The sequence below is a fragment of the Ponticoccus litoralis genome, from assembly GCF_039769985.1.
GTDB lineage: Bacteria > Pseudomonadota > Alphaproteobacteria > Rhodobacterales > Rhodobacteraceae > Ponticoccus > Ponticoccus litoralis.
This window is the reverse complement of sequence record NZ_JBDNCH010000002.1, coordinates 2,033,742-2,057,823: the sequence shown is the minus strand read 5'-3', so window position 1 is coordinate 2,057,823 and position 24,082 is coordinate 2,033,742. Positions and strand designations below refer to the sequence as shown.

20 protein-coding genes and 8 pseudogenes are annotated in these 24,082 nt (G+C 68.4%); 16 read left to right on the top strand and 12 right to left on the bottom strand.

Features of this window, described 5'->3' with window-relative positions:
- Positions 1-10 precede the first annotated feature (10 nt).
- From ABFB10_RS11105 to pobA, 6 genes and pseudogenes are all read right to left on the bottom strand, one after another.
- Positions 11-409 carry a hypothetical protein gene (locus ABFB10_RS11105; protein WP_347166573.1) on the bottom strand — a complete coding sequence of 133 codons (399 nt, stop codon included), beginning with the start codon at positions 407-409 and terminating at the stop codon, positions 11-13.
- 212 nt (positions 410-621) lie between these two features.
- Positions 622-1,453: pseudogene (locus tag ABFB10_RS11100) on the bottom strand (3-oxoadipate:acetyl-CoA acetyltransferase).
- 153 nt (positions 1,454-1,606) lie between these two features.
- Positions 1,607-2,194, bottom strand: a complete 588-nt coding sequence (pcaG, locus tag ABFB10_RS11095; RefSeq protein WP_347166572.1) for a protocatechuate 3,4-dioxygenase subunit alpha — start codon at positions 2,192-2,194, stop codon at positions 1,607-1,609.
- On the bottom strand, positions 2,194-2,916 hold the full coding sequence (gene pcaH / locus ABFB10_RS11090; RefSeq protein WP_347166571.1) for a protocatechuate 3,4-dioxygenase subunit beta: 723 nt from the start codon (positions 2,914-2,916) through the stop codon (positions 2,194-2,196). Before pcaH ends, pcaG begins: the two co-directional genes overlap by 1 nt.
- 40 nt (positions 2,917-2,956) lie before the next feature.
- A complete protein-coding gene (gene pcaC, locus ABFB10_RS11085; protein ID WP_206563126.1) occupies positions 2,957-3,334 on the bottom strand; it encodes a 4-carboxymuconolactone decarboxylase in 378 nt (125 codons plus the stop codon).
- 16 nt (positions 3,335-3,350) lie between these two features.
- A pseudogene (gene pobA / locus ABFB10_RS11080) lies at positions 3,351-4,516 on the bottom strand (4-hydroxybenzoate 3-monooxygenase).
- 53 nt (positions 4,517-4,569) lie between these two features.
- Here pobA and pcaQ point away from each other — a divergent pair.
- Together pcaQ and ABFB10_RS11065 are read left to right on the top strand one after the other, a co-directional pair.
- Positions 4,570-5,530 (top strand): annotated as a pseudogene (gene pcaQ, locus ABFB10_RS24100) (pca operon transcription factor PcaQ).
- Between the two features lie 183 nt (positions 5,531-5,713).
- Positions 5,714-6,214 carry a type III secretion system chaperone family protein gene (locus ABFB10_RS11065; RefSeq protein WP_023851179.1) on the top strand — a complete coding sequence of 167 codons (501 nt, stop codon included), beginning with the start codon at positions 5,714-5,716 and terminating at the stop codon, positions 6,212-6,214.
- Between the two features lie 298 nt (positions 6,215-6,512).
- Here the strand turns inward: ABFB10_RS11065 and ABFB10_RS11060 are convergent, their stop codons facing one another.
- Together ABFB10_RS11060 and ABFB10_RS11055 are read right to left on the bottom strand one after the other, a co-directional pair.
- On the bottom strand, positions 6,513-7,952 hold the full coding sequence (locus tag ABFB10_RS11060) for a D-alanyl-D-alanine carboxypeptidase family protein (protein ID WP_347167998.1): 1,440 nt from the start codon (positions 7,950-7,952) through the stop codon (positions 6,513-6,515).
- A gap of 319 nt (positions 7,953-8,271) precedes the next feature.
- Positions 8,272-8,970 (bottom strand): annotated as a pseudogene (locus ABFB10_RS11055) (HAD family hydrolase).
- 140 nt (positions 8,971-9,110) lie between these two features.
- Between ABFB10_RS11055 and clpS the strand changes: the two are divergent.
- The 4 genes and pseudogenes from clpS (at position 9,111) to hemF (ending at position 12,179) form a co-directional block, all read left to right on the top strand.
- On the top strand, positions 9,111-9,431 hold the full coding sequence (clpS, locus tag ABFB10_RS11050; RefSeq protein ID WP_023851182.1) for an ATP-dependent Clp protease adapter ClpS: 321 nt from the start codon (positions 9,111-9,113) through the stop codon (positions 9,429-9,431).
- A gap of 22 nt (positions 9,432-9,453) precedes the next feature.
- Positions 9,454-10,438, top strand: a pseudogene (locus ABFB10_RS24095) (class I SAM-dependent methyltransferase).
- Positions 10,439-10,466: 28 nt separating this feature from the next.
- Complete coding sequence (locus ABFB10_RS11030) at positions 10,467-11,273, top strand: SDR family oxidoreductase (RefSeq protein ID WP_206563120.1); 807 nt, start codon at positions 10,467-10,469, stop codon at positions 11,271-11,273.
- Between the two features lie 26 nt (positions 11,274-11,299).
- Positions 11,300-12,179: pseudogene (hemF, locus tag ABFB10_RS11025) on the top strand (oxygen-dependent coproporphyrinogen oxidase).
- 224 nt (positions 12,180-12,403) lie between these two features.
- On the opposite strand, the gene ABFB10_RS11020 reads toward hemF, so the two are convergent.
- Positions 12,404-12,949 (bottom strand): pseudouridine synthase, encoded by a 546-nt coding sequence (locus ABFB10_RS11020; protein WP_347166567.1) that lies wholly within the window; start codon positions 12,947-12,949, stop codon positions 12,404-12,406.
- A complete protein-coding gene (locus ABFB10_RS11015; RefSeq protein ID WP_347166566.1) occupies positions 12,946-13,395 on the bottom strand; it encodes a nucleoside deaminase in 450 nt (149 codons plus the stop codon). Before ABFB10_RS11015 ends, ABFB10_RS11020 begins: the two co-directional genes overlap by 4 nt.
- Positions 13,396-13,800: 405 nt before the next feature.
- Here ABFB10_RS11015 and ABFB10_RS11010 point away from each other — a divergent pair, with 405 nt between their 5' ends.
- From ABFB10_RS11010 to ABFB10_RS10980, 7 genes and pseudogenes are all read left to right on the top strand, one after another.
- Positions 13,801-14,646: a pseudouridine synthase gene (locus ABFB10_RS11010; RefSeq protein ID WP_347166565.1), complete on the top strand. Its 846-nt coding sequence runs from the start codon at positions 13,801-13,803 to the stop codon at positions 14,644-14,646.
- A 93-nt stretch (positions 14,647-14,739) separates the two neighbouring features.
- On the top strand, positions 14,740-14,940 hold the full coding sequence (locus ABFB10_RS11005; RefSeq protein ID WP_347166564.1) for a hypothetical protein: 201 nt from the start codon (positions 14,740-14,742) through the stop codon (positions 14,938-14,940).
- Positions 14,937-15,782 (top strand): hypothetical protein, encoded by an 846-nt coding sequence (locus ABFB10_RS11000; protein WP_347166563.1) that lies wholly within the window; start codon positions 14,937-14,939, stop codon positions 15,780-15,782. The genes ABFB10_RS11005 and ABFB10_RS11000 overlap by 4 nt, the downstream gene beginning before the upstream one ends.
- Positions 15,783-15,960: 178 nt before the next feature.
- Positions 15,961-16,857 (top strand): 5-bromo-4-chloroindolyl phosphate hydrolysis family protein, encoded by an 897-nt coding sequence (locus tag ABFB10_RS10995; protein WP_347166562.1) that lies wholly within the window; start codon positions 15,961-15,963, stop codon positions 16,855-16,857.
- A gap of 26 nt (positions 16,858-16,883) precedes the next feature.
- Complete coding sequence (locus ABFB10_RS10990; protein WP_347166561.1) at positions 16,884-18,080, top strand: toxic anion resistance protein; 1,197 nt, start codon at positions 16,884-16,886, stop codon at positions 18,078-18,080.
- A 2-nt stretch (positions 18,081-18,082) separates the two neighbouring features.
- Positions 18,083-19,084, top strand: a complete 1,002-nt coding sequence (locus ABFB10_RS10985; RefSeq protein ID WP_347166560.1) for a DUF2927 domain-containing protein — start codon at positions 18,083-18,085, stop codon at positions 19,082-19,084.
- 423 nt (positions 19,085-19,507) lie between these two features.
- Positions 19,508-20,631, top strand: a pseudogene (locus ABFB10_RS10980) (SPFH domain-containing protein).
- Positions 20,632-20,882: 251 nt separating this feature from the next.
- Here ABFB10_RS10980 and ABFB10_RS10975 read toward each other — a convergent pair.
- The gene (locus tag ABFB10_RS10975; protein ID WP_347166559.1) at positions 20,883-21,131 is read right to left on the bottom strand and encodes a hypothetical protein; all 249 of its coding nucleotides are present in this window, start codon (positions 21,129-21,131) and stop codon (positions 20,883-20,885) included.
- Between the two features lie 50 nt (positions 21,132-21,181).
- On the bottom strand, positions 21,182-21,415 hold the full coding sequence (locus ABFB10_RS10970; RefSeq protein WP_347166558.1) for a hypothetical protein: 234 nt from the start codon (positions 21,413-21,415) through the stop codon (positions 21,182-21,184).
- 141 nt (positions 21,416-21,556) lie between these two features.
- Here ABFB10_RS10970 and ABFB10_RS10965 point away from each other — a divergent pair, with 141 nt between their 5' ends.
- From ABFB10_RS10965 to dtd, 3 genes and pseudogenes are all read left to right on the top strand, one after another.
- Positions 21,557-22,678, top strand: coding sequence for a TFIIB-type zinc finger domain-containing protein (locus ABFB10_RS10965; RefSeq protein WP_347166557.1), 1,122 nt, complete (start codon positions 21,557-21,559; stop codon positions 22,676-22,678).
- Between the two features lie 58 nt (positions 22,679-22,736).
- Positions 22,737-23,618: pseudogene (locus ABFB10_RS10960) on the top strand (carbohydrate kinase family protein); the annotation flags it as partial.
- A 13-nt stretch (positions 23,619-23,631) separates the two neighbouring features.
- The gene (gene dtd, locus ABFB10_RS10955; protein ID WP_347167997.1) at positions 23,632-24,075 is read left to right on the top strand and encodes a D-aminoacyl-tRNA deacylase; all 444 of its coding nucleotides are present in this window, start codon (positions 23,632-23,634) and stop codon (positions 24,073-24,075) included.
- The last annotated feature ends 7 nt before the right edge of the window (positions 24,076-24,082 follow it).

Sequence of the window (24,082 nt, the reverse complement as noted above, 5' to 3'; positions counted from 1 at the left end):
CGCGTGGGGACTATACCCTCTGGCATGCCAGCGCCCCGCTGCCGATCCCGTCACGCAGCGTAAAGGCGCTGAGGTCGCAATAGAGGTCGCGGCGTGCCTTCGGGATCTTGGGTGGCCTGCGCCCCTCGCAGGCCAGCCCGATCAGCATCATCGCAGGGTCGCCCTGCACCCAGTCGGCGCGGCAGCCGGTCTTCACCTGCGCGGCGATGGCGGCCCTGCGCGCCACGGTCCGGAACAGCGGGAAGGCCTCGGGCGAGGTCCGGATCGCCTCGGCCATGTCGCCGCGAATGCGCAGGGTGAAGGTGCTGCCTTCGACCCGGCTGACCACCCTCTCGGCGCCGCGAAACCCCGGCCCCGCCGCATCGCAGGCGGCGAGACCGAGGCACAACAGGAGAGAAACCAGTCGCATGCCCCATGCTGCACCACCCAGTGTTACCATTGCGTTAACCCGCGCGCGCCACAGCGGCCCGGGCAGACCTGCGCGCCCGCCCCTGCTTCTTCTTGGTCCAAATACCCTCGGGGAGCGCAGCGGGGGCAGAGCCCCCTCCTCCGCCGCCAAGGGGCGCCCGCGATCCGGGGAAGGCGCCTTTCCGTCGATGCGGAAAGGCGCGCCAAGCGCTGTCAGACCGCCCGCAGTCCGAGGATCTCGCGGGCCTGCTGCCATGTGGCCACGGGGCGCTCGTATTTCTCGCACAGGTCCACCGCGCGCTGCACCAGCGCCGCGTTCGACGGAGCCAGCGTCTGCTTGTCCCAGCGCACGTTGTCCTCCAGCCCGGTGCGGGTGTGGCCGCCGGCGGCGATGCACCATTCGTTGACCTCGACCTCGGTGGCGCCCGATGCCCGCGGCGCACCATTCGGCATCCGGCACCAGCCGCTGCACGGTCTTGATGTAATAGTCGAAGACCTCGCGGTCGCAGGGCATGGCGTTCTTCACGCCCATGACGAACTGCACGTAGAGCTTGCCGGGGATGCGCCCGTCGCGGTTCATCTCGGCGGCCTTGAAGATGTGGCTGAGGTCGAAGGCCTCGATCTCGGGCTTGACCTCATAGGTCTTCATCTCGGCGGCCAGCCAGTCCACCAGATCCGGCGGGTTCTCGTAGACGCGGCTCGGGAAGTTGTTCGACCCGACCGACAGGGAGGCCATGTCGGGTCGCAGCGGCAGCATGCCGCCGCGCGCCTGACCGGCGCCGGAGCGGCCACCGGTCGACAGCTGCACGATCATGCCCGGGCAGTGCTTTTCCAGCCCTTCCTTGAGACGGGCGAAACGCTCGGGGTCGGAGGTCGGGGTCTCGTCCTCGTCGCGGACGTGGCAATGGGCGATGGAGGCGCCCGCCTCGAAGGCCGCCTGCGTGCTTTCGATCTGCTCTTCGATCGTCACCGGGACCGCCGGATTGTCCGACTTGCGGGGGACAGAGCCGGTGATGGCAACGCAGATGATGCAGGGTTTGGTCATATAGGGGCGCTCCTTCGTTTTTGGGCGGCACCCTGCGGCGGATGCGGGCGGGGTGCAAGGGGGCGGGCCGGGCGTTGGGGGCCGCGTTGCAGGAGGTATTTGGGCCAAGAAGAAGCAGGGGGCGCGCGTCCCCCTGCCGTGGGACACCGGGGATCAGATGTCGAAGAAGATGGTTTCGTCCTCGCCCTGAAGGCGGATGTCGAAGCGATAGCCTTCCGGGGTCTTCCGGGCGATCAGGGTCTTGATGCGCTGTCGGTGTTCGACCCGTTGCAGGATCGGATCCTCGGCATTGGCGGCTTCCTCGTCGGGGAAGTAGATCCGCGTGTGCAGGCCGAGGTTGATGCCGCGCGCCACCACCCAGACGGTGATGTGGGGCGCCTGCGGGCGACCGTCGTGCCAGGCGACGCGGCCCGGTTTCAGGGTTTCGAAGGTGAACTCGCCGGTCTCCATGTCGCCGGGGCTGCGGCCCCAGCCGGTGAAACCCTCGGCGCCGCCCTGGCCGGGGAATTTCCCCGCCGCATCGGCCTGCCAGATCTCGACCAGCGCGTCCTTCAGCACATTGCCCGCACCGTCGATGACCGATCCGGTCACGGTGATGCGTTCGCCTGCAGGCTCGCCGGTGATCATCCGCGTACCGAGATCCTCGGGGAAGATGCCCTCGATCCCGAGGAAATTGGGGGTGCAGCCGATGTGGACATAGGGTCCGGCGGTCTGCGAGGCGGTTTCCTTGGCGCGGATCATCACAGTCCCTCCGGGCGGTTTTCGAACATGGTCTGGCGGCGGCCGCGCAGGGTGATGTCAAACTGGTAGCAGAGCGCGTTCATCGGCAGGGAATTGCTGCGGTCGAGCCGGGCGATCAGGCCTTCGATGGCCTCTTTCGAGGGGATCGTGCCGACGATGGGGCATTGCCAGATCATCGGGTCGCCCTCGAAGTACAGCTGCGTGATCAGCCGCTGCGCGAAGGAATGGCCGAAGACCGAGAGGTGGATATGCGCGGGCCGCCAGTCGTCCGGGCCGTTGGGCCGTGGATAGGGCCCGGGCTTGACCGTCAGGAACTCGTAGAAGCCGTTCTCGTCGGTGATGCAGCGACCGCAGCCGCCGAAGTTCGGGTCGAGCGGCGCGAGGTAGCCCTCTTTCTTGTGGCGATAGCGCCCGCCCGCATTGGCCTGCCAGACCTCGACCAGCGTATGCGGCACCGGGCGGCCGAATTCGTCGCGGACATGGCCCTGCACCACGATGCGCGGGCCGATGGCCATCTCGCCGGGCGCCGCGAAGTTGGTGATCAGGTCGTTGTCCTTCGGCCCGAGGATGTCGTGGCCGAAGACCGGACCGGTCTCTTCCGAGGCCGAGGTCGCGTGGCCCAGCGGCGCGAAGCGCGGCGAGCGCGCCACGCTGGTCTTGTAGAGCGGCGTCAGCGCAGGCGGGTGCCATGCGCGGTCGCGCGCGGTGTATCCGTTGATCATCGGGTCCTCCTCGGGTCCGGGGTCTTGCGCGTTTCCCGGCTTAGTCCTGTTCCATCTCGGCGTAGGTCTGTTTCGCCAGCTTCAGCGCGTGGTTGGCGCGCGGCACACCGGCATAGATGGCGACATGCTGGAAGGCCTCGGCCACATCGGCCTTCGTCGCCCCGGTGCGGGCGGTGGCGCGGATGTGCATCGGGATTTCCTCGAAATTGCCGGTCGCCGCCAGCAGCGCCAGCGTCAGCATGGACCGTTCGCGGTCCGAGATGCGATCCGAGGCCCAGACCGTGCCCCAGGCGCTTTCGGTGATCATTTCCTGAAAGGGCGCGTCGAAGTCGGTCTTCGCGGCCTCGGCGCGGTCGACATGGGCCTCGCCGAGAACGCGGCGGCGCACCGTCATGCCGGTATCGAAACGGTTGGTCATGGGTCTCCTCCGGGGGTCAGTATGGCAGGCCGATGTAGTTCTGGGCCAGAACCGATTGCGCCTGCGTGTTGGACCTGAGGAAGGCGACATCGGCCTGCTGCATCTTGATGTCGAAAGGCGACATGTCCGGGTAGCGGTGCAGCAGGTTGGTCATCGACCAGCTGAAGCGCTCGGCCTTCCAGACCCGCGCCAGCGCGCGTTCCGAGTAGCGGTCAAGCCCCTCGTCATCGCCCTGATAATGCTGCGTCAACCCGGTATACAGGTAGTGTACATCGCTGGCCGCCGTGTTCAGCCCCTTGGCGCCGGTGGGCGGCACGATATGGGCGGCGTCACCGCAGAGGAACAGGCGCCCCCAGCGCATCGGTTCGGTCACGAAAGACCGCAGCGGCGCGATGCTTTTCTCGATGGTGGGGCCGGTGACCAGCGCCTCGGCGTGTTCCCCGGGGATGCGGCGCTTCAGTTCCTGCCAGAAGGCGGCATCGGTCCAGTCGGAGGGGCTGTCGGACAGCGAACACTGGATATAGTAGCGGCTGAGGTTGGCATTGCGCATGGAACACAGCGCGAAACCGCGCTCTGACCCGGCGTAGATCAGTTCCTCGTGCACGGGGGCGTTTCCGACAGCACGCCCAGCCAGCCGAAGGGGTAGATCTTTTCGTATTCGCGCCGGGTGCTCAATGGGATCGCCTGACGGCTGACGCCATGGAAACCGTCGCAGCCGGCGATGAAATCGCAGTCGATCCGGTGCTCGGTCCCGTCCTTCACATAGGTCACATGGGCCGCGTCGCTGTCGGCGCCGTGGATCGTGACGCCCTCGGCCTCGTAGACAATCGGCGCTCCGACCGCTTCGCGCGCCTCGTAGAGGTCGCGGGTCATCTCTGTCTGGCCGTAGACCACGACATGGCTGCCGGTGTGCTCGGTGAAGTCGATGCGGAACTGGTCGTCGCCGTAGGAGATCACCGTGCCGTCATGGACAAAGCACTCGCGGTCCATGCGCGCGCCGACACCGGCCTCGCGCATCAGCCCGACGGTGCCGCGTTCGAGGATGCCCGCGCGGATGCGACCGAGGACATAGTCCTTGGTCTTGCGTTCAAGGATGACCGTCTCGATGCCCTGACGGTGCAGAAGCTGGCCCAGAAGCAGCCCGGACGGCCCTCCGCCGATGATACAGACCTGCGTGCGCATGAAGATCTCCTTCCCTTTGCGCCAGTAGATACTGTCTGGAATGCAGATGTAAAATGAGATATCAGGCCACTTACTTAACCAAAATGGAAAGTCAGATGATAGACCGGCGGATCAAGCTGCGGCATGTGGAGTGCTTTCTGGCCATCGCGCGGCTGGGCAGCCTGAAGGCCGCTTGCGCCGAGCTGAACCTGACGCAGCCCGCCGTCTCGAAGACGCTGAAGGAACTGGAGGACCTGCTGGGCGCCGCGCTGATGACCCGGGACCGGGGCGGCGTGCGGCTGACGGCGGAAGGCCGCGTCTTCCATGAGTTCGCCGGGCAGAGCCTTGCCGCCCTGCGGCGCGGGCTGGACGGGGTTGCGGAACTGCGCCGTGGCGGCGGCGAGGCCCTGCGCGTGGGCGCCCTGCCCTCGGTCGCGGCGCGGCTGATGCCCGAGGCGGTGCTGCGGTTCCGCGCCCTGTCGCCCGACACCCGGCTGCACCTGCGCGACGGCGCGCACGGGGCCCTGACCGCGGACCTGCGGGAGGGGCGGCTGGACATGGTGATCGGGCGCATGGGCGCCGCCGAGACGATGCAGGGCGTCTCTTTCATGCAGCTGCACCAGGAGCGGGTGGTGCTGGTCGCGCGCGCGGGCCATCCACTGGAGGGCGCCCCTGACCGCCGAGGCGCTGACCCGCTGGCCGGTGCTTTACCCGCCCGAGGGCGCCGCGATCCTGCCGCTGGTGGACCGCTGGTGCATGGCGCAGGGGCTGACCAGCTTCGCCGACCGGATCGACTGCGTGTCCGGCGCCTTCGGGCGCAGCTACCTGCGCATGACCGACGCGCTGTGGTTCATATCCGAGGGCGTGGTGGCGCAGGACCGCGCCGACGGGCGCCTGACCGCGCTGCCCTTGGACCTTGGCCTGACCGCCGGACCGGTGGGCTTGATGACCCGCCCGGAAGCCGCGCCAAGCCGGTCCCAGCAGCTCTTTGCCCGGGCCCTGAAGGACGCAGCCGAAGCTTTACCCATATCTTGAACACGAATCGGATTGGTCCACAGATTATTGGAGTTATCAACAAAATTTCGCTTTACAGGGCACCTGCGGCACAGGCACCATATCTTGTAAGGGCGCGGGGGAAGCTCCGCAGGCCCTAGAGCAGGCGGCAAGCGCTTGGGGGGTTTGAGCAGCCCTTGCGCTACGAACCAAAGAGGTGAAGGCATGGCCCTGTCCGAGCAGTATCTGACCGAAGACGTGCATCCCATCGACATCGTCGAGCACATCGCCGAGTTCAACGACTGGGAATTCGACCGCATCGCGGACGACCAGATCGCCATGGCGGTCGAGGGGCAGTGGCGCACCTACTCGATCACGCTGGCCTGGTCCGGCGGCGACGAAACCCTGCGCATGATCTGCACCTTCGAGATGGAACCCCCGGTCGAGCGGCTTCCGGCGCTCTACGAGGGGCTGAACGCGGTCAACGACCAGTGCTGGGCCGGTGCCTTCAGCTACTGGGCGGAACCCAAGCTGATGGTCTACAAATACGGGCTGGTGCTGGCGGGCGGCAATATCGCCTCGCCCGAGCAGATCGACACGATGATCAGCGCCGCCGTGATGTCGGCGGAACGCTATTACCCGGCGTTCCAGCTGATGGTCTATACCGACAAGTCGGTGAAGGACGCCCTGCAGATCGCGATCGCCGAGGCCTACGGGCGCGCCTGACGCGGCTTCAGACGGCAGGACGGGGCGCGGCCTGCGTCCCGCCACCCCCGCGCGCAGGCGGATCGATCCTTGCGCCACCGTGACGGGCAGCGCCGCGTTACGCCACCCCCGTGCGCAAGCGGTCCGATCCCAAGAATGCCCCCCCGAGAGGGGCATCCGCCCGACGGCCATGGCCATCCGCCCTACCTGAACGCGGCGACCAGCCCGCTTTACCGGCGCACCATCCCTGATACGCTGACCTGACGCCCGTCGCGGGATCATACCCGCATCAGGCCGCCCTGCCGTTGCACCGGGGGGGTCAGCTCGGCCCGATCATGAAGCAGGTGACCCGGCGCGCCTGAAGCCGTCTGCATGCCAGCTCTGCCGTCTCCCGCGTCAGCCCCATGAAGTTCGCGTCGAAGCCACGGTTGCTATGCACCACTTTGCGCAGCGACCCGTCCAGCGTGGCGGTCTCTGCCAGCGCGGTCTTCAGCAGCACTTTCTCTGCGTGGTAACGGCTGGGGTAGCGGCCAAGGTTGATGCCCCAGTGCCGCCCGCCCGAGGTCGAGACGCGGGTCACCACCTCGGCGGCGCGCGCCGGGGTCGGCGTATCCCGCGGCGGGGGCGCTGCGGCGGCGACCACCGTTTCGGGGCGGCGCACGGGCTTGACCACGCCCATGGGCGCGGCAACGGCGGCCGGAGTCGGGGCCGAGGCCTCTTTTGCCACGACGGCGGCGGTCATGGTGACCTCTTTCAGCACCATGTCGATGTCGTCGCGCACCTCTGCCACCAGAGGCGCCACATCGGCGGCACCGGTCCCGGGGCGCTGTTTCGGGCGCAGGCTGCGCGTCACCGCCGCAGAGGCCACGCGCACCGATTTCGCCCGGGTGCCCGGCGCCGGGTCAGAGTTGTTTGCGACCGCGATGCCCCCGGCCCCGGCGCCACGGCCAAGGTAAGGCGGCTTGCCCGGGGCACGCAGGGCGACCCGGCTGGGCGCCTCGCGGAACCCAAGATCCAGCAGCTCCGCCACCTTGGCATTGCGCGTCGCGGTCGAGCGACCGCCGAAGACCGTGGCGATGACCCGCTGGCTGCCCCGCTCGGCAGAGGCGGTCAGGTTGAAGCCCGCCGCGCTGGTGTAGCCGGTCTTGATGCCGTCGGCGCCCCTGTAGTCCTGCAGCAGCCGACGGTTGGTGTGCGACACGGTGCGCACACCGGCATCCGCGGTCTGGCGGGCGAAGAGGTTGTAATACATCGGGTAGTCGTAGATCACGTGCCGCCCGAGGATCGACATGTCGCGCGCCGTGGACAGGTGCCCCTCTTCGGTCAGGCCGTGGGCATTGCGGAAGGTCGTGCGCGTCATCCCCATGGCCTTGGCCGTGCGGTTCATGCGGCGCGCGAAGGCCGCTTCAGAGCCCTCGATGGCCTCGCCGATGGCGGTGGCGGCATCGTTGGCCGATTTGATCGCCGCAGCCCGCACGAGATAGCGCAACTGGATCTTCTGCCCCTGCTTCAGACCCAGCTTCGACGGCGGCTCTGCCGCAGCATTCTTCGAGATGGTCACATAGGTGTCCATCGACAGCTCGCCGTTCTGCACCGCCTCGAAGGCGATATAGAGCGTCATCATCTTGGTCAGGGAGGCCGGGTGCAGGCGTGTATCCGCGTTCTGCGCGTGCAGGACTTTTCCAGATCGCGCATCCATCACCATGGCCGCATAGGGCGCCGCGAAGGCGCTGAGCGGCAGCATGACCGCAAACCACATGAGCGTGAATAGATAGAGCGCATTGCGCCCGTGCGACTGCCTGCGACGTCCCGTCACGATATTCCGCCTTTCTGCCTCGGACCCCCGGTTTTCCGGGTGGCGTCTTTATTCTCTGCCAGCCGGATCTTCTGCCCAGCTTGGTTCACCGAAGGTTAGCACGACAACGACTTCAAGAGAAGACTGCAATCGGCTGACCAGAAACGGTATTCGCGTAAACTTCGCGTCCAGATGTTGGGCGCTGCCACCCTTCGGGCACCATGGGGGCGAATGTGTCGCGATTGTGTCGAATTGCGGCGAAAATGCGGCGAAGGCCCGCGACTCAGGACAGCGCCTCGACCAGCCCCGGCAAGGCGCCCAGATCGGCGATCTCGCGATAGCGCGGCGCGTCCGGGGCCTCGGCCTCTTCCAGGGCCCAGACCAGCGAAAAGGGCACATGCACGCCCCATGCGCCGACTTCCACCGCGGGCACCACGTCCGATTTCATCGAATTGCCGACCATCATCGCCCCCGTCACCCCGCCGGGCGTGCCGCCGAAGATGCGGGCTTAGGTCTCGGGCCGCTTGTCGGACACGATCTCGACCCCGTCGAAGCGATCCCCGAGGCCAGAGGCCGCCAGCTTGCGCTCCTGGTGCAGCAGGTCGCCCTTGGTGATCAGAACAAGATGGTGGCTTGCGGCCAGCGCCTCGACCGCCTCGGCGGCATGCGGCAAAAGCTCGACCGGATGGTCCAACATCTCGCGCCCGGCGGCGAGGATTTCCGAGATCACGCTGGCGGGCACGCGGCCCCCGGTCACCTCTATGGCGGTCTCGATCATCGACAGGGTGAATCCCTTCACGCCAAATCCATAGCTGCCGATATTGCGCCGCTCTGCCGCGATCAGACGCTCTTGCAGGTGGTCGCCGTCGGCGTGGTCGCGCAGCAGCGACGTGAACAGGGCCTGCGTCATCTCGAAAAACCGCTCGTTGTGCCAGAGCGTATCGTCCGCGTCGAAACCGATTGTCAGGAGTTTGTCCGTCATAATGCCCCCAAAGCCCTTGCCCCCCTTTTCGCCCGGGGCGCATAGGCTATATACTGAGGCCAATTCCGGAAACGCAAAGTGCCAATATCCCCATGACCGATCCACAGACGCCCCGGACCCTATCGTTGACCGTCAGCGCGATGCCGCCCCGCGGCAGCGATGACGACGGGGATGCCTCGATTGCCGTCAAGACCCGCACAAGGACCCAGCGCCCGCCGCTGTACAAGGTGCTGCTGCTGAACGACGACTATACGCCGATGGAATTCGTGGTCCACGTGCTGGAGCGTTTCTTCGGCATGACCCATGCGCAGGCCTTCGAGATCATGCTGACCGTCCACAAGAAGGGCGTCGCTGTGGTCGGCGTCTTCAGCCACGAAATCGCGGAAACCAAGGTGGGGCAGGTGATGGACTTCGCCCGCCGCCACCAGCACCCGCTGCAATGCACGATGGAAAAGGAATAGGCCCCCGCGCCTGCCCTCGGCCATGAGCAGTTCACGCCTCTCCTACGCCGTCGCCTCCGGCGGACTTGTCCTGCCCGACAGCGGCCCGGTCGTTCTGTACGGTGCGCCCGGCGACGCCGACCTGCCGGTCGCGGCAGAGCGCGCCCGGGTCGTGCAGGGCTTCCGCCCCGACGTCGAGGCATGGGAGGCCCGGGGGCTGCCGGCCTCTCCTGCCCTGCCCGACAAGGCCGCCGCCGCCATCGTGACCCTGCCCCGCGCCCGCGATCTGGCAGAGGACCGCATCGCCCGCGCAGCCGCCCTTGCCACCGACCTCGTGGTGGTCGACGGGGCAAAGACCGACGGCATAGAGGCCATCGCGAAGGCCCTGCGCAGCCGGGTGGAAGTGCTGGGTCAGGTCTCCAAGGCCCATGGCAAATGCCTGTGGTTCCGCGCCCCCGGCGCCGCGCAGGCGCTGTCCGGCTGGCGGCGCCCCGACAGGCTCGACACCCCGGACGGCATCACCGCGCCCGGCGTCTTTTCCGCCGACGGGGCCGACCCGGCCTCTGTCGCCCTGGCCGCGGTCCTGCCTGCCACGCTGAAGGGCCGCGTCGCGGATCTTGGCGCGGGCTGGGGCTGGCTCTCGCGCGAGATCCTCGGCCCGGCCCGGCGTCACATCGCTGGACCTTGTCGAGGCCGACCACAGCGCCCTGACCTGCGCCCGGGCCAATGTCACCGATCCGCGCGCGGCCTTCCACTGGGCCGATGCCACCCGCTGGGCGCCCGCCGCGCCGCTGGATGCGGTGATCATGAACCCGCCCTTCCACAGCGGGCGCCGCGCCGACCCGGCCCTCGGCCGCGCCTTCATCGAGGCCGCCGCCCGCGTTCTTGCCCCGCACGGGCAGCTTTGGCTTGTGGCCAACCGCCACCTGCCATACGAGACCGCGCTGGACACGCTGTTCCGTGACACGACCGAGATCGGCGGCGACGCCCGCTTCAAGATCCTGCACGCAGCGCGCAAGCGGCGCTGACCCACCCTAGCGGCGAAAGGCCCCTCGCATGAGCTTCTCCATCGCAGGCAAGACCGCCATCATCACCGGCGCGGCCAATGGCGTCGGCCTCGCCATCGCGCGGCACTTCGCGAACAAGGGCGCCAACGTCATGCTGGCGGACATCGACGAAGAGCGCCTGTCGCAGGAATGCGACAATGCGGACGAAGACAGCCAGATCCGCTATTACGCCGGCGACCTGCGCGAAAAGCTGACCATGGCGAACCTGCTGTCGGCGACGCTGGACGCCTTTGACCGGGTCGACATCCTGGTCAACGGCTCGCGGCAGATGCTGCCCTCGGACCCGCTGGACTGCAGCGACGACACGGTGATGCAGCTGCTGAACCAGAACCTGATGACCGCCTACCGCATGTCGCAGCTGGTGGCCCGGCGGATGATCAAGCAGGCCGAGAAACAGGACGGCGACGACGGTCAGCTCGGCGCCATCGTCAACCTGTCGTCCATCGCCGCGCGGCGCACGCACCCCGACCTGCTGGGCTACTCGGTCAGCTGCGCGGCGCTGGACCAGATGACACGCTCCATGGCCGTGGCGCTGGCGCCGGAACGCATCCGGGTGAACGCCGTGGCCTTCGGCTCGGTCATGTCGGCCAGCCTCAAGGATTCCCTGAAGACCCACAAGACCTACCGCTCGGACATCGAGGACCACACGCCGCTGGGCCGCATCGCCGCACCGCGAGAGCTGGCCGAGGCGGTGCAGTTCCTGTCCTGCGACGGGGCGGGCTTCGTCACCGGGCAGATCATCACCGTGGACGGCGGGCGCACCCTGCTCGACCCGGTCGCCGCCCCCGCGCATTGAAGAAGGAGGCGCCCGTGACCGCACCCATGGCAGAGGAAAAGGCCCGCGCAAGCGCGTGGTTCAGCACCCTGCGCGACCAGATCGTCGCCGCCTTCGAGGGGCTGGAGGACAGCCACCACAGGGGCCCGCTCCGCGACCTCGCCCCCGGGCGCTTCGACGTCAGCGAAACCACCCGCCACGCCGACGACGGTGCGGACGCGGGCGGCGGGCTGATGAGCGTCATGCGCGACGGGCGGGTCTTCGAGAAGGTCGGCGTGAACGTCTCGACGGTCTACGGCACGCTGGGCGCGGCGGCGCAGCAGGCCATGGCGGCGCGCGGCGTGCCGGGCATCGCCGAGGACCCGCGCTTCTGGGCCTCGGGCATCAGCCTCGTCGCCCATATGCAGAACCCGCATTGCCCCGCCGTCCACATGAACACGCGGATGTTCTGGACCCCGGGGGCCTGGTGGTTCGGCGGCGGATCCGACCTGAACCCCTGCCTCGAATACGCCGAGGACACCGCGCATTTCCACGCCACGCAAGAGGCGCATCTGGCGCCCCACGGCGCCGACCTCTACCCGCGCCTCAAGGAATGGGCGGACGAATACTTCTACATCCCGCACCGCAAGCGCGCCCGGGGCGTCGGCGGCATCTTCATGGACGACCGCAATTCCGGCGACTGGGAGGCCGACTTCGCCCTGACGCAGGACATCGAGCCGCGCCTTCCTGCCCGCCTTCCTGCCGCTGATCGAGAAACGCCGCCCCCTGCCCTTCGGCAAGCCCGAACGCGAGGCCCAGCTGGTGCACCGCGGCCTCTACGCGGAATACAACCTCGTCTACGACCGCGGCACGAAATTCGGCCTCGCCACCGGCCATGACGCCAACGCCGTCCTCATGAGCCTGCCGCCTCTGGCAAAATGGGTCTGACCCCCGGGCCAGGCGCCTGGGCCCTGCCTCTTCTGTCCGCAAATATCCCGGGGGAGCCGCAGGCGGGGGCAGAGCCCCCCTCTTCGCGGCCCAGCCGCGCCCGGCCCGCCCGCTGCGCGCCACACCCCTGCGCCTGAAACATCCAACCGCGCGGCTGGCGTCACGGACAGCGGCCCCGCTCCCCGGTCTTGCCGGTCACCGCGACAGTCGCAGGCCCCGGCGCCTCAGGCGTCCCGCCATGTCCCCGGCGCCAGCCCCTCCAGCGTCCAGTCGCCGACCGACCAGCGCACCAGCCGCAGGCAGGGCAGGCCGACATGGGCCGTCATCCGCCGCACCTGCCGGTTCCTGCCCTCGCGGATCGTCAGCGACAGCCAGGAATCCGGCACCGTCTTGCGGAAGCGCACCGGCGGATCGCGCTGCCACAGGCCGGGCGGGTCGATCTGCTCGCATGTCGCGGGCAGGGTCTTGCCGTCCTTCAGCACCACCCCCGCCCGCAGGTCCGCCAGCTGGCGGTCGTCCGGGATGCCCTCGACCTGCACGAGGTAGGTCTTGGGCTGCTTGAATTTCGGCGCCGCGATGCGCGCCTGAAGACGCCCGTTGTCGGTCAGAACAAGCAGCCCTTCGGAATCGCGGTCCAGCCGCCCGGCCGGGTAGACGCCCGGCACATCGACAAATCCCGACAGGGTCGGGCGCGGGCTGCCTTCGGTGCCCTTGTCGGTGAACTGCGACAGCACGCCGAAGGGCTTGTTGAACAGGATCACCCGTGTCATCGCCGCGCCTCGAAGAAAGCCTTCAGCAGCCGCGCGGCCTCTTCCGCGCCGATGCCGTCGTAGACCTCGGGGCAGTGATGGGCCTGCGGATGGCTGAAGACCCGCGGCCCCTGCGCGACGCCGCCGGACTTGGGATCGGCGGCGCCGTAGTACAGCCGCCGGATGCGCGCGAAGGAAATCGCGGCGGCGCACATCGGGCAGGGCTCCAGCGTGACGTAAAGGTCATGGTCGGGCAGCCGTTCCGCCCCCGCCACCCGGCAGGCTTCGCGGATGGCGAGGATCTCGGCATGGGCGGTGGGGTCGTTGGTCTCGCGCGTGCGGTTGCCCGCCTGCGCGATCACCGCCCCGGAGGCAGAGACCACGACGGCACCCACCGGCACCTCGCCGCGGGCGGCGGCGGCCCGGGCCTCGGCAAGGGCGGTCTGCATGTGGCTGCGAAAGGTCATGGGCGCTCCGGTCTCGCGTCGCGCCCTGATAGCGGATCCTCTCCGGAACCGGAACAGGCAAGACCGCCGCCCGCCGGGGCCGCTCGGAGAATCCGCAGGCCGGGGCGGCGCAATCGCCGCGCCAGCCCGGCGCGCAGGCATGGGCCTGCCCCGGTCCTGTGCCGGCTTGCCGGGTTTCCTGCGCCCCGCCGAAGATCGCGGCCATGCGGTGACATCGATGCCCCAGAGCTGCCCTCTTTGCAATTTCGCGGGGTGAAGGCCGGGTTCTTTCGCGCAATCTGCACCGTCTCACCGGAATCGCGAAGGCGGTCGGGCGAGGCAGCGCCGCAAATACCGTGGCGCCTGCGCGCGCCGGGTCGCGTTGCCCTGTTCCCACGCCCCGCACAATCGGCTATGGCCGGGGCCATGAGCACCAAACCCACCCCCGAGGGCGACCGCATCGCCAAGGTCATCGCCCGCGCCGGACTTGCCAGCCGCCGCGAGGCAGAGCGCATGATCGAAGAGGGCCGCGTCGCGGTCAACGGGGCGGTCATCGACCGCGCCGCCCTCAACGTGACCGATCGCGACCGGATCGAGGTGGACGGCAAGCCGCTCGACGCGCCCGAAGCCGCGCGGATCTGGCTGTATCACAAGCCCGCGGGCCTTGTGACGACCACGAAGGACGAGCAGGGCCGCCCGACGATCTTCGACGACCTGCCGGACGACCTGCCCCGGGTCATGAGCGTGGGACGGCTGGACCTCAACTCGGAAGGGCTGTTGCTGCTGACCAACGACGGTGCCGTGAAGCGCAAGCTGGAGCTGCCCTCGACCGGCTGGCTGCGGCGCTACCGGGTGCGCGTCAATGGCCGCCCCACGGACGCCATGCTGACGCCGCTGCGCGAGGGCCTGACCATCGACGGCCAGACCTTCCAGCCGATGACCGTAGCCATCGACCGCCAGCAAGGCGCCAACGCCTGGCTGACGGTCAGCCTGCGCGAGGGCAAGAACCGCGAGGTCCGGCGGGCGATGGCCGACATCGGGCTGACCGTGAACCGCCTGATTCGCCTGTCCTACGGGCCGTTCCAGCTGGGCCAGATGAAGCCCGGCGAGGTGCAGGAGGTGCGTGGCCGGATCGTGCGCGACCAGCTGGGCCTGCCCTCGCCCGCGCAGGAGACGCCGGCACGCCCCGGACCTTCGGGCAAGGCAGGCAAGGGCAAGGCGGGCAAACCCGGCCCCGCCAAGCCCCGGAACGTGACGCGCAAGCGGCGCTGAGGGGCCCCGCGCCTTTTACCCAGCGTTAAGCCTTCCCGAAAATTCCCGCTGCTTGCCGCGATTTCGCCCCGTTCCGGCGGAATCCTCGCAGGCATGATGATCACGCTCATTGCCTTTTCCATCCTGGCCGGCTCCGCCCTTGTCGCGGTGGGCAGCCTGCGCATGGTCACCCGGGACACGCTGTCGGTGGTGACCGGCTGCACCACCCGCGCCCGCGCCTCGGGAACGCTTCACAGGCGGCTGGCCTTCGTCGCCCTCTGGTTCCTGATCTTCGGCCTCAGCTACACGGTATGACGACGATGACCCGCCCGGACCACAACCTTCCCAGCGGCTTCTCCGACCTCCGGCCCCTCGATTCCGGCCTGAGCATCCTGTTTCTTGCCGCCCTGCCGTTGCTGCTGTGGGTCTTCCAGGGGTCGTTTACCGGGATCGCCACCGGCCTTGCGATGATCTGGCTGCTGTCGGTGGCCCTGCGGCTGATCGCGGTAGGGCAACGCATCCACCGCGATTACGACCTTGCCCGCGATGCCCGCAGCCCCCGCCTGCCGCGCAAGATCCTCGGCTCTGCCCTGCTGGGCCTCGTGGCCTTCGTCCTTGCCGGGCACCGATTCGACGCCCTGCTTCTGCCGATTGCCTGCGGGGTTCTGGCGACCGCCCTCAGCCTGATCGCCTTCGGCACGGACCCGCTGATCGACAAGGCCAGTCCCGGTGCCGAACCCTCGCGGGACGACACCGAGACACGTCAGGCGCAGACCCTCGACGACCGCCTGCTCGCCGTCTCGGACCTGCTTGACCCGCTGGCCGACGCCGAGCTGCTGCGCCGCGCAGAGGCCCTGCGCCTGTCCGTGGCCCGGCAGCTGGCCGCCGCATTCGGGCAGGAGCACCGCTTCGACCGGGTTCTGGCGCTTTCCGACCGGATCGCCGTGCTGCTCGAAACCGAGACCCCGCGCCTGCTGACCGCGCAGGGCGGCCCCGGCTACAGCTTTGCCCGCCGCCGTTTCCTCGCGAAGGTCGAGACGCTCTCCGAAACCTTCGACAGCCGCGCCCTGAAGCTGGCCGGCCCCTCCCGCACCGATGCCTTCGACGAAGAAGCCCGGCGCCTGCTGGACCGGATGCCCCGCGAATCCGCCGCCTGAGCGAAAGCCCGCCTGCTTCCCCCTAGCAAGCGCAGCATTTTGCCCTTAAGTTCCAACCGGAAGGGTAAAGGGACAGGGGTCCGTCATGTCCGCAAACGCCTTGCAGAAGGTCTGTTACGTCCTCTTGATCGTGCTTCTGTTCGGAGTGGCGACCGGCTGGCTCGGGGGGCTCTGAGCCATGGCGCAGCGCTTTGGCGGCAAGTACAGCCCCGACGGATCATCCGACCCGCAGACGCCCGACTGCACCCCCGCCTACAAGGGCGCGCAGGTGACGCCGGTGGGCGCCCGCTCGAACGTCATGTTCATCCCCGGCATCGTGCTGGCCGCCCTGTCGCTGGGCGGCGGTGCCCTTGGGCTGGCCATGGGACTGGCCGGGGCCGGGATGCTCATCCTCGGGGCCTGGCTGCTGCGCGACGGGCTGAAGGCGCAGGCCGCCTATGACGCCCGCAAGATCGCCCGCCGCCCCGCCATCCCGCGCAAGCTCTTCGCCGCCGTGGCCTGTGGCATCGGCACCGCGATCGCCGCCTGGACCTCGGAGCCCGGCCTTCTGGCGCCGCTGATCTTCGGCACCGCCGCCGGGGTTCTGCACATCGGCGCCTTTGGCATCGATCCGATGAAGAACAAGGGCATGGAGGGCGTCGACACCTTCCAGCAGGATCGCGTCGCCCGCGTCGTGGACGAGGCCGAAAAATACCTCGCCGCGATGAAAGACGCCGTGCGCCGCGCCGACGACCGGCAGGTCGAGGCCCGGGTCGAACGCTTCACCGTCAAGGTGCGCGAGATGATCCGCACGGTCGAGGAAGACCCCCGCGACCTGACCGCCGCCAAGAAATTCCTCGGCGTCTACCTGATGGGCGCCCGCGACGCGGCGGTGAAGTTCTCGGACATCAACGCCCGCAAACCCGACCGGGCCGCCAAGAGCGACTTCATGATGCTGCTCACCGATCTCGAAGAGACCTTCGACAAGAAGATCGACAAGCTGCTTCTGGACAACAACGCCGACCTTTCCGTGGAAATCGAGGTCCTGCGCGACCGTTTGCGGCGCGAAGGCGTGCATCTCGACACCACGGGTTAAGACTTTCCAAAAGGGATACCGAAATCATGTCTGAACAGACCCGCCAGGAAGCCGAGAAGACCGTTGCCTTGGTCGACGAGGTCAACGCCGTTGTCCTGCCCGACCCGCAAGAGGCCAGTGCCGTGGTGCCGCTGAAACAGGCCGACCCGGCGCTGTCCGAGGAAATCCGCACCCGGATGGAAGAGCTGGACATGTCCGACACGAATTCCATCGTGTCCTTCGGCTCTGCCGCGCAGGCGGAATTGCAGACGATTTCCCAGGCGATGCTGACGGATGTGCGCAACAAGGACGTGGGCCCGGCGGGCGATTCCCTGCGCAACATCGTCACCACGATCCGCGGCTTTTCGGTGTCCGAGCTGGACGTGCGCCGCGAACGCTCGTGGTGGGAAAAGCTCTTGGGCCGCGCCGCGCCCTTCGCCAAGTTCACCGCGCGTTTCGAGGATGTGCAGGGCCAGATCGACCGGATCACCGACGATCTGCTGAAGCACGAGCACACGCTGCTGAAGGACATCAAGTCGCTCGATATGCTCTATGAAAAGACGCTGCAGTTCTACGACGAGCTGGCGCTTTACATCTCGGCGGGCGAGGAAAAGCTCGAAGAGCTGGACACCGTGACGATCCCCGCCAAAGAGGCCGAGGTCGGCGCCGCCCCCGAAGGCGATCAGGTGATGAAGGCGCAGGAGCTGCGCGACCTGCGCGCCGCCCGCGACGATCTGGAACGCCGCGTGCACGACCTGAAGCTGACGCGGCAGGTGACGATGCAATCCCTGCCCTCCATCCGGCTGGTGCAGGAAAACGACAAGAGCCTGGTGACCAAGATCAACTCGACGCTTGTGAACACCGTGCCCCTATGGGAAACGCAGCTTGCGCAGGCGGTGACGATTCAGCGGTCCGAGGCGGCGGCGGCGGCGGTGCGCGACGCCAACGACCTGACCAACGAATTGTTGACGTCGAACGCGGCGAATTTGCGGGAAAGCAACAAGGTGATCCGCGAAGAGATGGAGCGGGGCGTGTTCGACATCGAGGCCGTCAAGCAGGCCAACGCCGACCTGATCGGCACGATCCAGGAAAGCCTCCAGATCGCGGACGAAGGCAAGGCGCGGCGCGCCAGGGCCGAAGAGGAACTGAAGAAGATGGAAACGGAACTGCGCGACACCCTGGCCTCTGCGAAGGCCCGCCGCGACGGCACCGGCGAGAATGCCGGCGGCTCGGTTCCGGCCTGATCATGGCAAAGCGGGGCCTGTGGACAGCCGCCACGGCGGCGCTGGTCGGACTCGTTGGCCTTGCGGCCTGCGACAGCAATGCGCTTGCCCCGCGGGCCTCTGCGGTCAAACCCGCTGCCCGGCCCGACTCTGTCGGGCCGAAGCCCGAGACGGTGACCCCTGCGGCGATGCCCGCCCCCACGCCCAGTGCCCCCTCCGAGAACAGCCTCGCCCTGCAACGCTACTACGGCAAGGTGCAGCGCGACCTGCTGGCGCGCGGGCTTCTGCGCACCGACGGCGGCGGCGAGGACACCCCCCTCACAGACACCATGCTGGTGCGCAATTTCGTCAAGATCGCCCTCGAAGAGGAATACGTGCGCGGCGAAGGGCTGCGCCCCTCCGCGGGCGGCGCCAGCGCGATCAAGAAATGGACCCAGCCGGTGCGCATGGCGGTCGAGTTCGGCCCCAATGTGCCGCGCGACCAGATCGACTGGGACCGCGCGCAGGTCAAATCCTACGCGGCGCGGCTGGCGCGGGTTTCCGGCCATCCGATCCAGATGGTCGACAGCGGCGCGAACTTCCACGTGCTGTTCATGAGCGAGGACGACACCGACCTCATCGCGCCGCGCATCCGCCAGCTGGTGCCCGACGTGAACCCCTCGTCCCTGCGTCTGTTCAACTCCCTGCCGCGCAGCATCCACTGCCTTGTCGTGGCCTTCTCTGACACGCCCGGAGGCTACAACTACGGCACCGCCATCGCGGTGATCCGCTCGGAACACCCCGATCTCCTGCGCCAGTCCTGCATCCACGAAGAGGTGGCGCAGGGCATGGGGCTGGGCAACGACGATCCGCGCGCCCGCCCCTCGATCTTCAACGACGACGACGAATTCGCCCTGCTGACGCGCCAGGACGAGATGCTGCTGAAGATCCTCTACGACCCGGCCCTGACCCCCGGCATGACCGCCCGCGAGGCCCTGCCCGTGGTCCAGAAGCGCGCCGGCGAAATGCTCGGCGGGCCGTCCTGACAACCGGACATCCTTGGGCCCGTGAAGACGGGCCCCGGATCGCGCCCCTGCCCGATCGCCTCAAGCCCCGCTGCACCGCGCCGGAGGGGACCGGGCGACCCGCACAACAGGCCGCATAGCACGCCCCGCTCTTCTTCTGTCTGAAAATATCCCGGTGGGGTCCGGGGAGGCAGAGCCTCCCCGGTCGGTCGCCTGCCCGGGCAGGCGAAACCCGACCGCCACTGCCCCCGCCCCCGCCGCCCGGCGCCCGGCGATGCATGCCGCCCCCTTTTCCCCCTGCCACCGGGGCGATTGCACCCTTGGCCTGCGCGAGCATCGTTGTTACCTCTTTTGGCAATCAGCCTGCCGGATACCCCGGACCACGCGGGCCGCCGCAAGGCCCCGCGCGTCCGGACCGGCAGGCATCCGGCCAAGGAGGGCGCCATGGGCATTTGGGATTTTCTCAGCGGACAATTCATCGACGTCATCCACTGGACCGACGACACCCGCGACACGCTGGTCTACAGGTTCGAGCGTGAGGGCCACGAGATCAAATACGGGGCCAAGCTGACGGTACGCGAGGGGCAGGCCGCCGTCTTCGTTCACGAGGGCCAGCTGGCGGATGTCTTCACCCCCGGTCTCTACATGCTCGAGACCAACAACATGCCGATCATGACCTCGCTGCAGCACTGGGACCACGCCTTCCAGTCGCCCTTCAAATCCGAGATCTACTTCGTCAACACCAACCGCTTCACCAATCTGAAGTGGGGCACCAAGAACCCGATCATGCTGCGCGACCCGGAATTCGGGCCGACCCGCATCCGCGCCTTCGGCACCTATTCGATCAAGGTGGTGGACCCGGCGCTCTTCATGTCGGAAATCGTCGGCACCGACGGCGAGTTCACCATGGACGAGATCTCTTTCCAGATCCGCAACATCATTGTGCAGGAGTTTTCCAAGGACATCGCCAGGTCGGGCATCCCGGTTCTGGACATGGCCGCCAATACCGGCGAGGTCGGCGCGCTGATCGCCAAGGCCATCGACCCGGTGATCGCACAATATGGCCTGTCCCTGCCCGAGCTTTACATCGAGAACATCTCGCTGCCGCCGGCGGTGGAAAAGGCGCTGGACGCGCGCACCTCGCGCGGGCTGGCGGGCAATCTCGACGATCACATGAAGTGGAAGGCCGCCGAGGCCATGGGTCAGGGCGGCGCGATGGACCAGTCCATGGGCATGGGCTTCGGCGCCGGGATGGGCATGCAGATGGCCAATGCCATGGGCCAGCAGGGGCCCCGGGGGCCGCACCCGCGCAACCCGCCCCCGCCGCCGCGCCCATGGCCCCGCCGCCGCCGCCCCCGGTAGAACATGTCTGGCACATCGCCAAGGACGGCCAGACCTCCGGCCCCTTCAGCCGCGCCGACCTTGGCAAGATGGTCGCGACACAGGAGTTGACCCGCGAGACCCACGTCTGGACGCAGGGGCAGGACGGCTGGAAGAAGGCGGGCGCGGTGGTCGAACTGGCGCAGCTTTTCACCGTCATGCCGCCGCCCCCGCCGCCGGGCGTCTGATAAGCGCCCCTATCCGGCGATCGACCCTATTGAGCGCCTTCGGCGCGCATTCCATCCCGGGGGCTGCGCCCCGGACCCCCATTTCGGGGCTCTGCCCCGAGCCCCGGGATATTTTCCGGACAGAAGAAGGGGGGCCGGGCGCACTCATGGCCGGGCGGGCGCGGCAGCTGAGGGTCTGTGCGCTTGGCGGTGCGGTCGTTTTGCCACCGGTTTTGCCGCAATCCACTCCGTCGGGTCGCGGACGGACCGGGTCAGTCTGCCAGCAGGCTGAGCAGGTCCGGGCCGCGGCAGGCATCGCGCGGGAAGTCGAACCCCGGGGCGGGAGAGACCGGGAAGGGCCGGTAGGGGTCGACCTGGCTTTCGACGATCAGCGCGCCGTCCAGGCAGATGTCCTGCGCCGCGTTGCCGATATTGAAGCCGAAGCCCCCTGCGCCGCAGTCGGTGCCGAAGCCGTCCATGTTCCAGGCCTGCGGCATGTCGACGCCTTCGCCCTCGACCACGAAGGCCGGGCGGGCGGGATCGAAGGTCAGCCTCCACGAGGTGTCCTCTGTCAGGTCGCCCGGGGCCCAGCGGTACCGATGGGGTCGCCGTCCTTCAGCCCCTCGATGACAAAGCAGGTCAGTTCATCCTCGCGCAGGATCTCGCCGGTGCCGAAAAACGCGTCGTAGGACAGGGCGCCGCGCAGCGCATAGCCGCCTGCGCCCTGCCAGTGGAAGCTGTAGCTCAGTTCGGAGGCCTGCACCGGGGCGGCGAGGCAGAGGGCGAGGATGGTGGCGCGGATCATGCGGGCGCTCCTGTTGCTGCGCTGCGGAAGATAGCGGCGCGGGCGCGGGTCTCAAGTGGGGAAAACCCGCCGGACCGCCTGCCTTGACCCCGGATGGCGCAGCGGGAACACTCGCGCCGAAGCGACCCGAGGGAGAACCGCATGACCACTCTGCCCCCGCCCCCGGCGGCCACGGACCCCGAGGAAGAGCACCGCTTTCCCTGCGACAACTGCGGGTCCGACCTGCGCTTCGACCCGGATGTGGGCAAGCTGGTCTGCGATCACTGCGGCAATACCGAGGAGATGGTTCAGGCAGGTCCCCGGGACGGCGGTGTCAGGGAACTGGATTTCCGCGCGGCGATCGACAACCTGCTGCCCCTGCAGGAGATGGAAGAGACCCGCGTCGCGCAATGCCCCAATTGCGGCGCGCAGGTGGAGTTCGACCCCGACGTCCATGCCTCGGAATGCCCCTTCTGCGCCACGCCCGTGGTCACCGACACCGGCACACACCGCCATATCAAGCCGCGCGGCCTTCTGCCCTTCGCCATGGACGAGGCGCAGGCGCGCGCCGCCATGGTCGACTGGCTGGGCAAGCTCTGGTTCGCGCCGAACGGGTTGCAGGACTATGCCCGCAAGGGGCGCAAGCTGACCGGGATCTACGTGCCCTACTGGACCTTCGACGCCGATACGACCTCGGATTATCGCGGCGAGCGCGGCACCATCTACTACGAGACCCGCACCGTGATGCGCGACGGAAAACCCACGCAGCAGCAGGTGCAGAAGATCCGCTGGCGCGGGGTCTCGGGGCGGGTGACGCGCTTCTTCGACGATGTGCTGGTGCTGGCCTCGAAGGCGCTGCCCAAGCGTTATACCGACGCGCTGGAGCCACGGGACCTGTCCGCGATGGAGCCCTACCGCCCCGAGTTCCTGGCCGGGTTCCGGGCCGAGGGCTATCAGGTCGATCTGGACGAGGGCTTTCAGGAGGCACGGGTCAAGATGGACCGCGTCATCCAGCGCGACGTGAAGTTCGACATCGGCGGCGACCGCCAGCGCATCCACCACGTCGAGACCGAGTTGCGCGACGTGACCTTCAAGCATGTGCTGCTGCCGGTCTGGATGGCCGCCTACAAGTATCGCGACAAGAGCTATCGTTTCGTCGTCAACGGGCGCACGGGCCGCGTGCAGGGGGAACGCCCGTGGTCGGCGGCGAAGATCGCCATTGCCGTGGTGCTGGGCCTGATCCTGGCGGGCGGGCTTGGCTACCTGATCGCGCAGAACCAGTGAGGATTGCCTTTGCCGGGCAGCTAGCGCAAACACGGGGCCACCAGAGGGAGGTCCGGCCATGATCCTGTGTTGCGGCGAAGCGCTGATCGACATGTTGCCGCGCGAGAGCGCCGGTGGAGAGCCGGCCTTCGCGCCCTACGCGGGGGGCGCGGTCTTCAACACCGCCATCGCGCTGGGGCGGCTGGGGGCGCCCTCGGGCTATTTCGGCGGGCTGTCCTCGGACCTCTTCGGGCGGATGCTGGTCGCCGAGCTGGAGGCCTCCGGCGTCGACCACCACTTCTGCCCGCGCTCGGCCCGACCCACGACGCTGGCCTTCGTGACGCTGACGGGCGGCCATGCGCAATATGCCTTTTACGACGAGAACACGGCGGGGCGGATGCTGACCGAGGCAGAGCTGCCGCTGCAGGCCCCGGGCATCGATGCGCTGTTCTTCGGGGGGATTTCCCCGGTGTCCGAGCCGCAGGCCGAAAGCTACGCGGCCTTCTGCGCGCAGGCCGGGGATCGCCCGGTGATGATCGACCCGAACATCCGCCCCGGCTTCATCACCGACGAGGCGCGCTATCGCGCCCGGCTGGAAGGCATGCTGGGACGGGCCGATATCGTCAAGGTCTCCGACGAGGACATGGACTGGCTGGGCACCGCGCCCGAGGCGCTGCTGACCGGCGGCGCGGCGCTGGTGGCGGTGACGCGTGGCGCCGAGGGCGTGGACCTTGTCACGCGCGCCGGCACGCGGCGGGTCGCGGCACGCCGGGTGACGGTGGTCGATACGGTCGGCGCGGGCGATACCTTCAACGCCGGTCTCCTGGCAGGGCTGCACAAGGCAGGGCTGTTGTCGCGGCAGGCTCTGGCTTCGGCACCGCTGGACGCGCTGGAGGCGGCGGCAGAGCTGGGCGTCGCCGCGGCGGCGGTGACGGTTGGCCGCGCGGGCGCCAATCCCCCTGGGCCGACGAGCTGTGAGGGCGCTGATCCAGCGCGTCACGCAGGCGCGGGTCGCGGTCGAGGGCGCGGTCATCGGAGAGATCGGGCCGGGGCTGCTGATCCTGATCTGCGCCATGCAGGGCGACACCGAGGCCGAGGCCGAGCGGCTGGCCAGCAAGATTTCCAAGCTGCGGATCTTCCGCGACGAGGAGGGGCGGATGAACCGTTCGGTGCTCGATGTCGGCGGAGCCGCGCTGGTGGTGAGCCAGTTCACCTTGGCGGCGGATACCGCGCGCGGGAACCGGCCCGGGTTTTCCACCGCCGCGCCCCCGGCAGAGGGCGAGCGGCTGTACGAATACTTTGCCGCGCAGATGCAGGCGCAGGGGCTGGCCGTCGCCACCGGGCGGTTCGGCGCGGATATGGCGGTGTCTCTGGTCAATGACGGGCCGGTGACGATCTGGATGGACACCGCCGATTAAGCGCAGG